General features: G+C 44.6%; 11 protein-coding genes. 5 read left to right on the top strand and 6 right to left on the bottom strand.

All coding sequences use genetic code 11. The features are described from left to right. Position 1: 1 nt before the first annotated feature. The 5 genes from MSWH1_RS20420 to MSWH1_RS16965 all read right to left on the bottom strand — a co-directional run bounded on the left by MSWH1_RS20420 (position 2) and on the right by MSWH1_RS16965 (position 6,837). Entirely contained in the window at positions 2-1,453 is a 1,452-nt protein-coding gene (locus MSWH1_RS20420) for an S-layer protein domain-containing protein (RefSeq protein WP_231591842.1), read from the bottom strand. A gap of 193 nt (positions 1,454-1,646) precedes the next feature. Beyond that, entirely contained in the window at positions 1,647-2,660 is a 1,014-nt protein-coding gene (gene thiL, locus MSWH1_RS16980; protein WP_048130074.1) for a thiamine-phosphate kinase, read from the bottom strand. Between the two features lie 636 nt (positions 2,661-3,296). Further along, positions 3,297-4,079, bottom strand: coding sequence for an anaerobic ribonucleoside-triphosphate reductase activating protein (locus MSWH1_RS16975; RefSeq protein WP_231585517.1), 783 nt, complete (start codon positions 4,077-4,079; stop codon positions 3,297-3,299). Positions 4,080-4,122: 43 nt separating this feature from the next. Beyond that, positions 4,123-6,507 carry an anaerobic ribonucleoside-triphosphate reductase gene (gene nrdD, locus MSWH1_RS16970; protein ID WP_048130072.1) on the bottom strand — a complete coding sequence of 795 codons (2,385 nt, stop codon included), beginning with the start codon at positions 6,505-6,507 and terminating at the stop codon, positions 4,123-4,125. A gap of 78 nt (positions 6,508-6,585) precedes the next feature. After that, positions 6,586-6,837, bottom strand: a complete 252-nt coding sequence (locus tag MSWH1_RS16965) for a glutaredoxin family protein (RefSeq protein WP_048130071.1) — start codon at positions 6,835-6,837, stop codon at positions 6,586-6,588. Positions 6,838-7,546: 709 nt separating this feature from the next. Between MSWH1_RS16965 and radB the strand changes: the two genes are divergently transcribed. Then, the gene (radB, locus tag MSWH1_RS16960) at positions 7,547-8,260 is read left to right on the top strand and encodes a DNA repair and recombination protein RadB (protein WP_048130070.1); all 714 of its coding nucleotides are present in this window, start codon (positions 7,547-7,549) and stop codon (positions 8,258-8,260) included. A gap of 122 nt (positions 8,261-8,382) precedes the next feature. On the opposite strand, the gene MSWH1_RS16955 is transcribed toward radB, so the two are convergent. Beyond that, positions 8,383-9,483, bottom strand: a complete 1,101-nt coding sequence (locus MSWH1_RS16955) for an inositol-3-phosphate synthase (protein WP_048130069.1) — start codon at positions 9,481-9,483, stop codon at positions 8,383-8,385. 616 nt (positions 9,484-10,099) lie between these two features. Here MSWH1_RS16955 and MSWH1_RS16950 point away from each other — a divergent pair. The 4 genes from MSWH1_RS16950 to MSWH1_RS16935 all read left to right on the top strand — a co-directional run bounded on the left by MSWH1_RS16950 (position 10,100) and on the right by MSWH1_RS16935 (position 14,783). Beyond that, positions 10,100-11,119, top strand: coding sequence for an S-methyl-5-thioribose-1-phosphate isomerase (locus MSWH1_RS16950; protein ID WP_048130068.1), 1,020 nt, complete (start codon positions 10,100-10,102; stop codon positions 11,117-11,119). A gap of 318 nt (positions 11,120-11,437) precedes the next feature. Beyond that, positions 11,438-11,605 carry a preprotein translocase subunit Sec61beta gene (locus MSWH1_RS16945; protein WP_048130067.1) on the top strand — a complete coding sequence of 56 codons (168 nt, stop codon included), beginning with the start codon at positions 11,438-11,440 and terminating at the stop codon, positions 11,603-11,605. A gap of 24 nt (positions 11,606-11,629) precedes the next feature. After that, positions 11,630-12,607 carry a S9 family peptidase gene (locus MSWH1_RS16940; RefSeq protein ID WP_197074607.1) on the top strand — a complete coding sequence of 326 codons (978 nt, stop codon included), beginning with the start codon at positions 11,630-11,632 and terminating at the stop codon, positions 12,605-12,607. A 52-nt stretch (positions 12,608-12,659) separates the two neighbouring features. Further along, a complete protein-coding gene (locus tag MSWH1_RS16935) occupies positions 12,660-14,783 on the top strand; it encodes an endonuclease MutS2 (RefSeq protein WP_048130066.1) in 2,124 nt (707 codons plus the stop codon). The last annotated feature ends 131 nt before the right edge of the window (positions 14,784-14,914 follow it).

Raw genomic sequence — 14,914 nt, 5'->3', positions numbered from 1 at the left:
ATTATAGGTACGCTTCTGCTTCTCCGAGTTCGGTTTCATAAACGTAGTCCTGTCCAGAGGTGATGAAATCATCATCCACCACATCTCCGTCCTTTTCAAGCTGGATCCAGACGGTGTCTCCGTTAACATCGACTTCCACGATGTTCAGGGAATAACCATCTTCAAGTACAAGGGCGTCTCCTGAATATGCGGACTCTTTATCATCGTTGTCTGTCAGGATTTTGGCAAGTATACCGTCGGATATCAGGCTGACATCGTCTACTCCGTCAACTGAGGTGTTATCACTGTAGCCTGCGAAGTATTTCTCTGCCATGAACCCTATGACCTGGTACGAGCCCCAGCTCCCGTATTCAAAGTCAGTTTCAGTAGGTTTTGTGCTGTACTCGATATCTCCGTCATTTATGTTTCTGCCGATGTCCTTGATGGTCATCTCTTCAGAAGACACGCCGGTATCAAGGTCATAATAGAAGCCTGAGTAACTCTGGGCAGTCCATGTGTATGTAGTAGCCATCCCAAGGTCTTCATCCCAGATCCTGTTCCCGCTTGAATAGTACTTGGACTGGACTGTCACATTCCACTCTTGTGTCAATGAATCATAAGTGCCGCTGGGGTCACTGACAACCGCCTCAAGAGTGTAGGTGCCGGAAGTATCTGGTTCAAATTCGTATGAAGAGGAAGTTACCCCTGTTTCGGTTTTTTTCGACACGTCATTGACACGCCAATCTACGTTGATATTCTGGCTGTTTGTAGAATTGACATAGAAAGTCTGGGATTTTCCTTCAGACATCTCAATAGTGTCATCGGTGGGGTTAATATCTACATCTACTTCACCGTCGCCTGATGATGGGGATACTATCCATGTCCAGGATTTTGATTCTGCTGCGGTTCCGTTTCCATCCACTGCGTTTACTGTGACTGTATGTGTGCCCTCTGTTGCGGAACTGTTCGTATATGAAGATGAATCTACAGACGAGTTTGTATAAAGAGTAACGCCGTCAAGAGACCATGTCATATCCGATGTCGGGCTCACAGTCGCGGTGAATGTCCTTGATTCTCCTACGTTATTGCTGACACTTGACGATGAAGGATCAGATAAAGTGATTACTGGAACTCCTGCAGTACCTTCCACATTCCAGGCTGATAGTTGCCCAACACCGTCTATGGAAGCTGTCACCTGGTACGAACCTGACTGGATGGTATGGCTGAGAGTTGAAATATTGCCGTCACCAGTTGGTATTGTTGTGTTTACGCCATTTTCGGTCCATATAACCTCAGCGGTCTCGTTTAAAGGAATGGTGAAAGTTTGAAGTGCGCCCACCATCCCTGTAACAGTAGTCGAATTTGAGGGCGTGGGATCTACTCCTTCTATTATACCTGGAGCTGCAGTCACAGTCCCGCATAATAGTCCCAGCACCAGAATTGCTGTAAATATTTGTAGACTAGCTTTTTTCATATTCTATCCTTCTGAACCTTGTGCATAATTTGTATAGTTATGAATTTTATAGTTACGAATTTAGTTAATTTAGCCTGAAGTTTACTCTATTTTTGTGATCATGTGAGCTTTATCAGCCAGTATTTTTTAATTTTTTTAAATCTCACTCCAGGTTTTTATTTATGGGGGGTTAACATCAGCTTATTCAGGAAAGCTAATCAGCCGTTTCGGCTTTTAGCTGCAGGTATCCCCGCTGCTCTATAGCTGTCAGCCTGCATTCCGGGGATTCGAGTACAATATCCGCTTCGTACTTTGTGCATTCCCCTATGATAGTCAAGTTACATATATTTTGTACTTTTTTCAGCCGTCCAGGGTCGACTGTGAAGATAAGTTCGAAGTCTCCACCTGTGTAAAGGGCAAGTTCCAGCAGTTCCTCGGGACCTGAGGCAAACTCTCTGACTTCCGGGAGGATAGGAAGGGAATCTTTCCATACCCTGAAACCTACTTTACTCTGCCTGGCAAGGTCGTAAAGAGACATAGCAAGTCCGTCGCTTGTATCCATCATGGATGTAATGGCACCCGACTCAGCCAGTTTCCGGGCTTCTCTGATGCGGGGGACGGGTTCAAAAAGAGCCTTCATGACGGTTTCACTGACTGGTTTTTTTGACTGAATCGCTTTAAGGGCGGCTCCGGCTGACCCTGTATATCCTGTAACACAAACAAAGTCTCCGGGCTTTGCTCCTTTTCGCAGGAGAAGCTGGCTTTTTTTGACTCTTCCCAGAGCCGTACCTGTAATTGTCAGTTCTGCGTGTGTATCGAGGTCGCCTCCGGCAACAGTAGTCCCGCAGAACTCAGCGCACGCCTGTATGCCTTTTGCAAGTTCCTCTACAAAAGCAATTTCAGTGTCTGCAGGCATGCCTATTGCCATAAGGATCCCTGCTGGTTCTGCACCCATGGCTGCGATATCGCTCAGGTTTACGGCTGCGGACATCCAGCCCATCTGCCAGGGGGCCATCTCTGCCGGAAAGTCCGTGGTCCTGTGCAGCATATCAGTCGTAATAACCAGACAGTCTTCACCTTTCAGGTCAAGGACGGCACAGTCATCGGAACCGGCACCTATAAGGATTCCTTCCTGTCCTTTCTCTTTTCCTTCAGGGGCATTGAAAATCTCAGATAAGCGGGAGATTAAAGCGCGCTCTCCGATTGAAGATACTTTTATTTCTTTCATGGTCTTTTTCTGGAAGTGATAACTTGCTTTCCTTTTTGCTAGCTATCCTTCTTGCTTGCTTTCTTTTTTATAGATACGTATCCTTCTTCGGGTTAAAATGCACTGAGTCTCTCTCCTTTATGTAATTTTTGTAACCCCGGAGGTTACACAAAAGTTTGGTGGCGTACATACAGGAGTTTTCGATATATTGTCCGGAGTACAACAGGGAATATCACGGAGAAACGATGGGAAATTTTCCGGGATACCTGTATTTTTGGGTACAGGATTATTGAATTCCATTTAAGGGTTTTAACAAAGGTTTGATAAGTGTCTTTTATGCTTTGGCATGTATAAGACTTTTGTAAACTTCAAATTCATTTGAACCTAAAACATATTTTTTCTGTAAAAAGCTGGTAAAATAAAAATTAATGGAAAGATGAAGGGGTTAATAGATCAAAATCTGTTTCGGAATACAGGCAAAAAATGAAAAAAGTGTCCGTAAAATGCCAATAAAATGCCAGTAAAATGCCAATAAAATGCCAGTAAAATGCCAGTAAAATGCCAGTAAAATGCCAGTAAAATGCCAGTAAAATGCCGTAGATATTGTACTAAATATCAGTAAATATCAGGCACCAGATAATATTAGACTAGATAATATTAGACTATTTCTTCTCCTTCTTCTTTTGTCCTGATCCTCACTTTTCCCAGGAAACCTTTTGCTATTTTTCCAAGTTCCAAAAGTTCTTCCCTTTCCAGAACTCTTATTTCCTTGAGTTCCTCCTGCAGGCTGTGTTCCGGAATTCCCTGCTGCAGCACATAGATAATCTCTCTGTTTTCGATATGTTCCGAAATCCAGGATGCTATCAGGGAGATTTCTTTTTCGTTTCCGATAAAACCTCTGAATGCTGTTGTCCGGAGTTCCAGTTCCAGGCCGCTGGTATCGGCAACCTCGATCGTTTTTGCAATGGCTGTGGTGATATCTTCTGGTGTCTTTTTTACTGTACTGCTTGCCTCTTTGCACGCCTCCCATCCGGCAACCTTTCCATAAAGTTCGGGATCGTCAAGAGGGGCTTTTACATCGATAAAGAACTTATCAACCAGTTTTCTCTCAACCAGTTCGGCTGCTCTCTCGGGGTAACATCCGTTTGTGTGGACTCCTACTGCAAGCCCGAGATTTTTTGCAAACTCTGCAAGGGGAATAACAGCCTCCTGCATAAGGGGTTCCCCGCCCGAAAAAACAACCGCACTTACAAAAGGTTTCGATGTTTTAATCTGCTCTTCCACAAAGTCAAGTTCCACAAGCCCCGGTCCTTCAAGGTACGGGTGGTTCTGGCAGTAAGGGCATCGAAGAGGGCATCCCCTAAAAAAGATGGTGACCACTGCTTTTCCTGTCCAGTCAAGGGTTGAGATTGGGACAGTGCCTGCATAATTTACTTTCATAACAGTTACCATTTTTAGTTTGTGTAAAAAAATTTAAGGGAATTCATTTGAGTTCCCTTGTGCTGTAGCGTTTCCTGTCCTTGAGTTCCTGACGCTTGCCCCTGTTCCAGCCTTCCACGGACTGGAGATAGCCAGTAATCCTTGAGAGGTGCTGCACATTTTCAGATCCGCATTTTGGGCATTTGTCGAGCAGGCCGGCGGCTACATATCCCCCATCAGTGCATACGGTCATGTCTCTTGTGAAGGCAAAGTATCCAGTCTGTGTATTTTTTGCTATATGCATGGCAAGTTCTTGCAGGCCGTCAGGGTCCGGTTTTCCTTCTCCAAGCCAGATATGCATGATATTTCCGCCATCTACGATCGGGAAGAAAGTGTGCTCATACTTTATCCTTTCAGGTAAAGACACGTCTGCACCAGGTGGGATATGAGTCCCGTTAGTATAGTAAATCGGCAGGTCGTGGGTCAGATTAAACTCTTTCTTTGCGGTTTCCAGGTCCCCTTTAATTGTGAGTTCGGCTTTGTCTGCATATTCCCTGTGCAGGAGGTCTGAGACTGCAAAACGCTGGGCTGTAGTTTCTGCAGGAGTTCTTGCAAGGGCAATTTCCATTCCGTTTTCTTTTGAGAGCTTCTGGGCATGCATTTTCATTTCGAACATAGCCCGGATGGCAAGCTTATACGCAATAGGAGACTCGTGGATCTGGTAGCCTGTGTGATACTGGACCATCTCATTAATTCCTATCACTCCAATAGTATACACAAGGCTGTCGAAGTCCACAGCTATTGCCCCTTTTTCTCCGGTGATCGGGTCTTTGGGACACTGGGATGCAAAAGGAATCCTGTTTTTCTTGATCAGGCTGTTCATCCATTTTTGTTTGATCTTAAAAACTTCCACACCCCTGTTCATCAGGGTCTTGAGTTCGGTGAAAAGTTTTTCATCATCATATTCAGCCCGGTATGCTGCTCTGGGGCAGTTTAAGGACAGGACCATCCATGAGCCCATGGAGAAATGCCTTCCATCTTTGAAATGCAGCTTGTCCCCGAAGTCTTTATCGTCGGTGGGGTTTGAAGAGAACTGGTAGGCGCAGCACTGGTAACATGAAATTCCTTCTCCTGCGCCCCTGTACTCGGGAAGCTGGTTGTCAAAGTAGGGAGTCCCGAATTTGGCAGCCAGTTCAAAGGTCATCCTGTACAGCTCTTTATAAGTCGGAAGCTCGGGGTGAGCTCCGTTAAAACTCTCGTCTTCTTCCATGAAGTCCGGTTCGATAGAGATTTCTGGCTTTGGGAAGCTGAAAGGTTTACCCCAGGCATCTCCTTCAAGCATGACATCCATGAGGGCTTTGAACCCGAGGCGGACTTCTTTTTCGAATTCTCCGTAGGTTCTGAGGGGAGCCTGCTTGCCGTCCCAGACCTTGCCCATGGCAACAATCGGAATGTTTCTCCAGAGCTTTGGAACACCAGGGGAAAGCTGCACGGATGAAAAGACAGTTTGTCCGCCTCTTGCACACATCATCTGCATCATTTCATAGACGAACATCTGCATAAGCTGTCTGATCTCAACTTCGGACTTGCCTTCCAGATAGGGGGCCATAAAGGTCAGGAAATTGTAAAAACCCTGCCCACCTGCGAAATTGGTCTGAGCTGAACCCATTGCTTTTACAGCATGAAGGAAAGCTACTTCGGCATTCTTTGCAGGTTTTGCAACACTTGATTGGGTTCCTACGCCGTCAGGCATGAGCCCGTAATAAAAAAAGTAGCGGAGGTCCCAGTCCTGGCAAAAAGGCCTTGTGCCCATGTATTCGAGGTCGTGGATATGGAAGTCCCCGTTCAGGTGCAGGTCTGCAAGCTCTTTTGGCATCAGAAGGAGATTTTGCTCTTTGGACATTTTGTCGGCTTTTCTTTTATGTGAGGTTTCGGCATTGTTCAGCTGGTTTGCATTATCGTTTGCCCCAAAGCCGTATCCGGAGTCGATTTCGTAGGCATCGTAGACCGAAGCCCCGACTCTTGTCATGATATTTCTCCATTCTACGTGCCCTCTGTCAAGAAGTATATTGTTGACTATTTCCCGGATAAGAGGTCCTGAAAGAAACTTAATATTCATCTTTCGGATGATTTTTTCCGCTTCTTTTGCAATATCAACGGCTTCTTCTTTTGTGATTGCAGGCTTGTTGTAGAAGATCTCGCTTAATTTTGTTTCTTTCAGAAGCTGACTTACAATGATGTTTCTGTCCCAGTTAAGAATGAAACCTTCGGTTGTCCTGACTTTGGGGAGGGGAGAGACGGACAGCCCATCAAGTGTTTTTTGCACGGGCTGATTGTCAGATAACTGGTCATTTTTGGGGAGGGAAGAAGTGGAGAGCCCGTCAAGTGTTTTTTGCACTGGCTGATTATCAGATAATTCATTATCGGTCAAGAGAATATCGCCTGTCATTTTCTCATCTTCAGTTGTTGTTTTAAAGGGAGATATGTAAGTTATTTAAGTTGTTTTTAAAGCTTTAGACGGTTTCTGTCACAGAATTCCCCGGAGTTTTTCCGGATTTACTTCTTCCCCGTGGAAGATTTCGGTATACGTGAGGAACTCACTATTAATCTGTAATACAGGCGCTGTCACTGTGAAGACTCCGTTAAAACGCAGTTCTGTCAGAGCTTCGGGGGTAGACATATCTGCTACTTCGAAGGGTACTGAATTTGCTTCAAGAAATTTTTTTAATTTGTTACACTTTGGACAACGTTCAGTTGTATAGACGATTATTTTTGCCATGATTTGCGCCCCTCTGATTTGTGGTACAGTCTCTTTTTTTACATGTTTCTTACATGCCTTTTACATGTTTCGTTATCTACTTATTTATTTTATTTCTATTGTGCAGGGGTTGAGTGTGCCGGCGCAGAGCGCATCAAAGCAACAAAACAAAACCCCGCATGGGTACTATTCCTTAGCCAACCCAATTTATTGTATAATAACTCTCCCAGACCAGTCAGCAATATCGGAACAGGGCATGAAGTTCCCACAGAGTGCCCCTTTAGATATCATTTTTTCACTCTATTGAGTGAATGTTATCTTTATTTCCAGGTAATTATTCTAAATGCCTTAGCTTGCTTATAATGGTTTTTCAACTCATCTTTGGATACAATCACCCACTTACTTTGTATACAAAGATCTTAGTTTGTTACCAGATCTGATAACAAACTTAAGGGCTTCTGTTTTTTAAAAAATGCCTGGTTTGTGGGAATATTTTCAAGTACAGAAGGCTTTATCTGGTGTGGAAGACACTTTAATGGATATAGGTATGGATACCATCTATATGGCTTTATTCCTTGAAAACATTATAATATATTTAGTAAAGAATTCCTCTCGGTTTCAGGGAAATGTCTGAGAACTTGTCCTCCGTTTCTGCTTCTTCTTACTTTTTCGGTTTCTAAGCCTTTATTTTCAAAAAAACACAAAAAAATATGAAAAAAGCATTATATCATTGGTCTTTCATACCACTATCAAGTTCAAAGAGAGGTGTCACGCCATAGAGAAACTTTTATCTTCCGGTTGTAAACCCCTTGACGATCTCCTGGGAGGCGGTTTCGAGAGAGGGATCGTAACCCAGATCTTTGGAGCCGCAGGGACCGGAAAAACAAACGTCTGCATCCAGCTTGCAGTGGAATGTGTAAAGCAGGGGCAGAAAGTAATTTTCATAGATACGGAAGGGCTTTCTCCTGTTCGTTTCAAGCAGATTGCAGGGGAAAATGCAAAGGAAATTGCCAGGAGTATAATTATCTACGAACCCCTGAGTTTTGAAGAGCAGTATGCAGCCGTAAGAGAGGTGGAAAGGATAGCAGGTGAGAATATCGGGCTTGTGATTCTGGATTCTGCAACTTCCTACTACCGGTTTGAACTAGAAGATGAGGAAACTGGCATAAAAAGCCGCAGAGAACTTGCTAACCAGATAGGATTCTTGCATGCACTTGCCCGTAAACACGGGTTTACCGCAGTTATAACAAATCAGGTATATTCAAATATTATTGCAGGAGGGGTGTGCCCATTGGGAGGCAGTTCCCTGGAGCATATCTCAAAGACAATCATCCAGCTGGAAAAAACAGGCACAGGGACAAGACGCGCTATTCTCTACAAACACCGTTCCCGTCCTGAAGGTTCAAGTGCGGAGTTTACGATTACAGCAGAGGGGCTTCGTTAAATCGGTAAAAACGTAAAATTCCCGGATGTTTCCGGGATTTTCTGGCATCAAAACGACCTTCAATAAGAATTTCATCTCCTTCGGGGATTTTTTCTCCTTAGGAAGTTTTTCTCCGTCTTGCTTTAACGTTCTCTGGTGCCGGCTATGAACTCTTCGGTTCTTCTGTAAGCTTCATCATCCGGGTACTGGATAGCCGGATGTTTCATGAAGTAGGAAGCCGGGGAGTAGAGCACACCTCCTATCCTGCGGTCAAGAGCCAGCTTGCAGCAGCGAATTGCATCAATTACCACACCTGCAGAGTTAGGGGAATCTTCTACTGAGAGCCTCAGTTCAAGGTTCATGGGCACATCCCCGAAGAGTTTTCCTTCCATTCGAAGGAAACAGACCTTGTTGTCTTTCTGCCAGGCAACATAGTCGCTCGGTCCGATGTGAATATTTTCATCCGCAAGCCTGTGCGAGAGCACGGACTGGACGGCTTCGGTCTTGGATTCACGTTTGGAAACAAGCCTGTCCCTGTTGAGCATATTGAGGAAATCGGTGTTTCCGCCAGTATTCAGCTGATATGTCCTTTCGAGCTTTACACCGCGTTTTTCAAATAGGTCTGTAAGGATCCTGTGGGTAATCGTTGCTCCAAGCTGGGCTTTGATATCGTCGCCTATAACAGGAATATTCTTTTCTTCAAACCGCTTTGCCCACTCAGGATTGCTGGCAATGAAAACAGGCATGTTGTTGATAAAAGCCACTCCGGCTTCAAGAGCACATTCGGCATAGAAACGGACAGCTTCTTCAGAACCTACAGGAAGGTAATTAAGAAGCATTTCGGCGCCGGAGTCCTTTAATTCTTTTACAATGTCTGCTTTTGTGGCTTCAGGTTCCCTACTGACAACAAAAGTGTAATTTTCCCCATAATTCTTCATGTGGTCAGAGACCCCATCAAGAACTCTCCCCATCTTAACCTTCACGTCTGTGGGGGGGATATCAGGACAAAAAACCGCTGTGCAGTTAGGGGGAGCAAAAATGGCATTGGATACGTCTTTTCCTACCTTCCTGGCATCAATGTCGAAGGCAGCAACAACTTTGATATCGCCGGGCCTGTACCCTCCAATGTTCCTGTGCATCAGTCCGATGGGATCTTTATCTTCGGTTTTATAGTACTCGACGCCCTGTATCAAAGAGCTTGCACAGTTCCCGATTCCTGCAATTGCTATTTTTATTTTTGTCATAAGCGCTTACTCTCCGATGATACCCTGACTCTCATAAACCACAATTTGCATGAAACAATAGATTCTCAAAACTCTCTAAATTTACGGATCCAAGGATTTACGGATTCAAGGTCCCTGAAGTTATGCAAGTATAAATTCCTGAAATTACAAATCTTCCTGTATCTCAGCTATGGATTTTAAATCTTCTCTTATTTGTACTGTTACTTTATAAATCTATTATATCTAACTTTGCCCTTTGGGAAGGAAATATTATATTTATTTATGTAATTTCTTATATCTATTTATATATTTTTTTATATTTTTTTATATGCCTTTAGAACATACTCCAAAATTTGCTGGCTTATAATGGAACAAAATTATTAATCTGATGTCCGGCTTCTGAACAGCTCACTTATATTCTATTTTTAATCCGAAACAGAGCTTTTTTAATTTGAATCCCTTTTTTCTTAATTTGAACCCTTTATTCAGGTTTTCAGCTTGCCTGATTGTGACCGGAAACCAAAACATTCCCTCTGTAAAAGGAAGGGTCAAATAGGTTTTTATCGGATGGGTGGCTTGAAAGGGAAGTCGGAATATTTTCCGGCAGAACCTGATGTTCACATCGGAAAGTGATTTAATGAGGACAATTGACTGGAACGAAGAGTCCAATTCTGTGGTGCTGGTAGACCAGACCTTACTCCCGCAGGAGTACAGAGTAATAGAATGCAAAACCCTGAGTTCGCTCTGTGAGGCTATAAAATCTCTCAGGATCAGGGGTGCACCTGCGCTCGGTGCTGCAGGAGGCTTTGGAATTGCCCTGGCAGCTTCCCTTAGCGGGGCAAAAGATATCGAAGCCATAACCAGAGACCTCGAGGTTGCGGCAAAAGTGCTTAAATCTACTCGCCCTACAGCCGTAAACCTGGGCTGGGGTGTTAACAGGGTCTTAAAAGCAGTTTCCGATGCCTTCGATGTTCAGGGAGTCAGGGATATTACCCTTCAGGAAGCCAGGGATATTGCAGAAGAGGATATCGAAACTAATAAGTTGATAGGTAAATATGGGGCAAAATTCCTGAAAGATGGAGATACCGTACTCACACACTGCAACGCAGGAAGGCTCGCCTGTGTTGACTGGGGTACAGCTCTTGGGGTTGTACGTTCGGCTATTGTAGCAGGTAAAAATATCAAAGTTATTGCCTGCGAGACAAGACCTTTGAACCAGGGGAGCAGGATCACTACCTGGGAACTCATGCAGGACAAAATTCCTGTAACCCTTATTGCAGATTCGATGGCTGGCTGGGCAATGCACCAGGGACTCGTAAACAGCGTGCTCGTAGGAGCCGACCGAATTACCCAGGATGTTGTTTTTAACAAGATAGGTACCTATACGCACTCTATCCTTGCAAAAGAACATGAAATTCCTTTTTATGTGGCAGCCCCGATCTCGACTTTCGACTTCAAAGGCTGGGAAGGAAGTGTAAAGGTTGAAATGCGAAATCCTGATGAACTGCGGTTTTCAGGCTGTGAACAGCTTGCTCCGAAAGATGTTGAAGTTTATAATCCTGCTTTTGATGCAACTCCCATGGAAAATGTGACTGCGATAATCACTGAAAGAGGTGCATTTTACCCGCCTTTCCTGCTGGACGAGGTTCTTGTCTGAGATCTTCTGTCTCTCTGTTTCTGATTTTTTGGAGTCTTTAAATCTCAGGTTTCCTTTCTGCCGCAGGAATGTTCCGGAATAGCTCTGCAGGATTTATATATGAGTACTGTAAATTATATGAAAACTGTAAATTTTCTGGCAACTGTCTAAATGAGGAGTTTAAAACTAACAGTAGATCTACAGTTTAATATGGTTAAGTTATATTTTCCAGTCTCATGATAATACAAATATTTAAACTAAATTTCTAACTAAATGCAACTTCCAATCAAGGAAGAAACTTTTAATCAATATCATATGCATTCGTAAGGTGTTTTATTCATGGCTAAAAAATCAGGTACCGGACTTCAGTCCTCAGCAGGGCTCATGCGCTACTACGAAGCTGACAAAAATGCGGTTCACATCCAGCCTAAAACAGTGCTGATTGTCGGCGCCCTTGCGGGTATAGTAGTACTATTCTTAAGTGCTGTAAACGGCTACTGGCCGTAACTATATTTTTCTGGCAGGGTTCCCTTGAGCAGGCATAGTTCTGGAAAAAAAGAATTCAAAAAAACGAAGAAATCTTCTTCAGGCGCCAGAACCCCAAAACCCACAGTTTTTATTCTGGGCTTTCTCCTGATAGTGGTGGGTATTTTCGGAGTCCTGTACAATCCCTCCAATTCCATAGAGAAAACTCTTCCGTGGGAGGTTTCGGAAGCAGGCACATTATCTTTTTCTCCGAGAGAAGAGCCCATTTTTATGGTTCAGGAAATTGAAGACCAGTACTCTCCTGAAGACCCGGATATTCTGAAACTGGTCTCTTTTGAGAGCAGCGGTGAAAATATCCAGGCTCTCCTGAGAATTCCTGTAAATGCTTCTTCTTCCCCTGGCATAGTTCTACTTCCGGGAGCAGGAGTTAACAAAGAAGGTGAACAGAGGCTAGCTGGAGAACTCTCTAAAATGGGGTATGCAACCCTTACCCTTGACCAGCGCAACAAGGGTGGAGTAAACGTTAACAGGGACCTTGAGCTTTTCAGGGCAGGGCTTGAACCTGTTGAATATCTTATGGTTTATGACACCCTAAAAGCCACAGACGTGCTCTCCATCCAGCCTGAAATCGATCCTGAAAGGCTTGCAGTCCTTGGGGAAAGTAACGGCGGCAGGTTTGCAATTATTGCCTGTGCCCTTGAGCCTTCCCTTAAAGGAGTTATAGGGATCAGCACGTCGGGGTACGGTACCGAAGAGATTGATCCTGCCAGCGTGACCGATCCCGAAGCTTATCGGTTTTACCGTTCAATTGACCCGGACACTTACCTCAGTGCCCTGCCCCCTTCAAGGCTTGTGCTGATTCATTCTTTTAATGATACTGTAATCCCTCATGAAATGGCACTCAGGACCTTTGACCTTGCAAAAGAACCAAAGGCAATGTATAATACTACTGAAGAAACGCACGGATACACAGTTTCCATGCGTCCTGATATTGAAAAAGAACTTGAACTCTTCTTGAACTGAAAAACGTTGGTATGGGCCCCGTTCCGATTGATTCTCCAAAAGTGTTTTGAATATGGCATCTTCTCAGCAACTCTCAGGCTTACGGGAACTTAATGGAATAGGCGAGCGAGTAGCCTGCAGGCTTGTCGAGCACTTCGGAAGCGAGGATGCAGCTCTCCAGGTAATTCTTGAAGGGGATATAACTTCGCTTTCCGAGGTTAACGGGGTCAGCCGTACATTTGCTCTTTCCCTTGCCAGGGATGCCAGGGCCCGGGCTGCAGGATGTGCAATTTCCGATTTTCTGAAGACAAAAGAAGCCCTTGACCTCTACTCCCGCCTTCTTGAGTTGATAAAAACGTTTGCTCACACGCCGCATGCAAGGGACAAGCTGGATCTTTTTTACCCGTTTCCTGCGTCTCGCATGGACCTTATTCAGGAGAGAAGAGCTTTTGTAGAAGATTACCTGGAGCTGGCAGATGTCTTATCTGCGGATACGGCGTTCCTGAATCTCCTTTCCAGCGTGAAAAAGCTCAGGCCAATCCCGGGAAATCTGAGGGTAAGAGACAGGATCGTCCTCTCTGGGGACCGGAAAACTCTGAACGCAGCAAAGGAAAGGTTCCAGGCATTTTTGCCTGTTCAGGCTGTGGAGAATTTTTCTGAGTTCATAGATCTCGCGAGAGGCTACCCGAGTGTGATTGTTTTTGATGATACCTATCTTAGTTTTGACCTGCCTGAAGGGCTTGAGCCCGAGTTTTTCCAGGACCCTTCAAAAGCGGAATTCTGGCAGATCCTGCCTGAAGTAGAGCTGGCTTTTTTTGTAAGGAATCTGGACTGCATCCTTGCCTGCCTGAATATCACATCAATTCTGCGGGCTTCAGGCTTTGATTTCTTTGAGGAACTCTCAGAAGAATACCTTGAAATCCTTAAAACAGCTCTTCTGAAAGTAGGAGAGAATGGGAAGCTGGCTGAGGGTTTTGACCCCGAACTTGACAGGCTTGAGGCTGCCCTGCAAATTCTTGATCCCGTGCTGACCTCTGCCTTAAATGAAGCAAACCAGCACATGAATCGAACACTCGAAGCAAGCTCCCTTACCCTGACCGGGCAGGAACTCATCAAGCTTGTGAGCGGAGGAATGGAAATTAAAGACCTGCTCGCAAAGGAACTCCACAGGGTTTACAAAGGCGAGATCGAAGCCGTAAAAGAGGAACTTGCAGAAAAGCTCAATTTCCAGAAACAGGAAAAACTGATGCTTGACGTCCTCTTTTCCGATGAAATCGCCTATCCCCTCAGGGCAGAACAGGCTCAACTGCAGCTTCTCAGACAAAAACTCAATATGTCCCTTGAAAAGGCCAGGCTCTCCCGCAAAAGAGAGCTTGCAAAAGTCCTTTCAACCTTCCGCAAGCCTGTAGAAAGGCTTGTCAGGGAGGTCCTTGATTTTGACCTGGGTTTTTCTATAGCCTGCTTTGCTGCTCAATTCAGGCTAAAAATGCCTGAGACAGTTTCTGAAGCTGGAATTGGCTTTGAAGAGGGAGAAAACCTTTTCTTGAAAGCCAGGTACGGAGAAATTGACCCTGTCAGTTATTCCGTCGGGAAAACGAGTTTTTCCCCGAAAGGTTTGGAAAACAGGGTTGTACTTTTGAGCGGGGTGAACTCAGGGGGCAAAACCTCTTTACTTGAACTGCTTGCCCAGTGTGTGGTCCTGGGGCACATGGGCTTTCCTGTCCCTGCAAAAGAACTTGAGCTGGGCCCTGTAGAAGAATTCTATTATTTTGGAAAATCAAAAGGAACTCTTGATGCAGGAGCCTTTGAAACAACCCTCAAGCAATTTTCCGTGCTTTCCGAAGCTTCCGGGAAACTTGTGCTCGCCGATGAGCTGGAATCGATTACCGAACCCGGAGCTTCAGCCCGGATTATAGCAGGAATTCTTGAATACCTTTCCCGGAGTGAAGAGAGTCTTGGAGTTTTTGTTTCACATCTTTCGGAACTGATCCTTGAAAATACAGGGACAGATATCAGAGTGGACGGAATCGAAGCCAAGGGTCTGGATTCCAGCCTGGAACTGATAGTAAACCGAAACCCGATATACAATCGTGTAGCAAGAAGCACCCCGGAACTGATTGTGGAAAGGTTACTGAGAAAAACCACGGGAAAAGAGCAGGAATTTTATGCCCATTTAAAGGATAAATTTAAAAATTAAAGAAAAAGTGGGTATTAAGGTTCAAATTTGAGTGTCAGGTTACGAATTATTTGGCCTTTAAATTGAGGATTAAGTTATTTAGAGGGTAACTTTACAGGATAAAATCTTAACCAAAAGTTTACTCTTCGGGT

The sequence above is a fragment of the Methanosarcina sp. WH1 genome, from assembly GCF_000970005.1.
Classification (GTDB): domain Archaea; phylum Halobacteriota; class Methanosarcinia; order Methanosarcinales; family Methanosarcinaceae; genus Methanosarcina.
The sequence above is the reverse complement of the archived record's forward strand: the minus strand, read 5'-3'. Positions and strand labels throughout refer to the sequence as shown.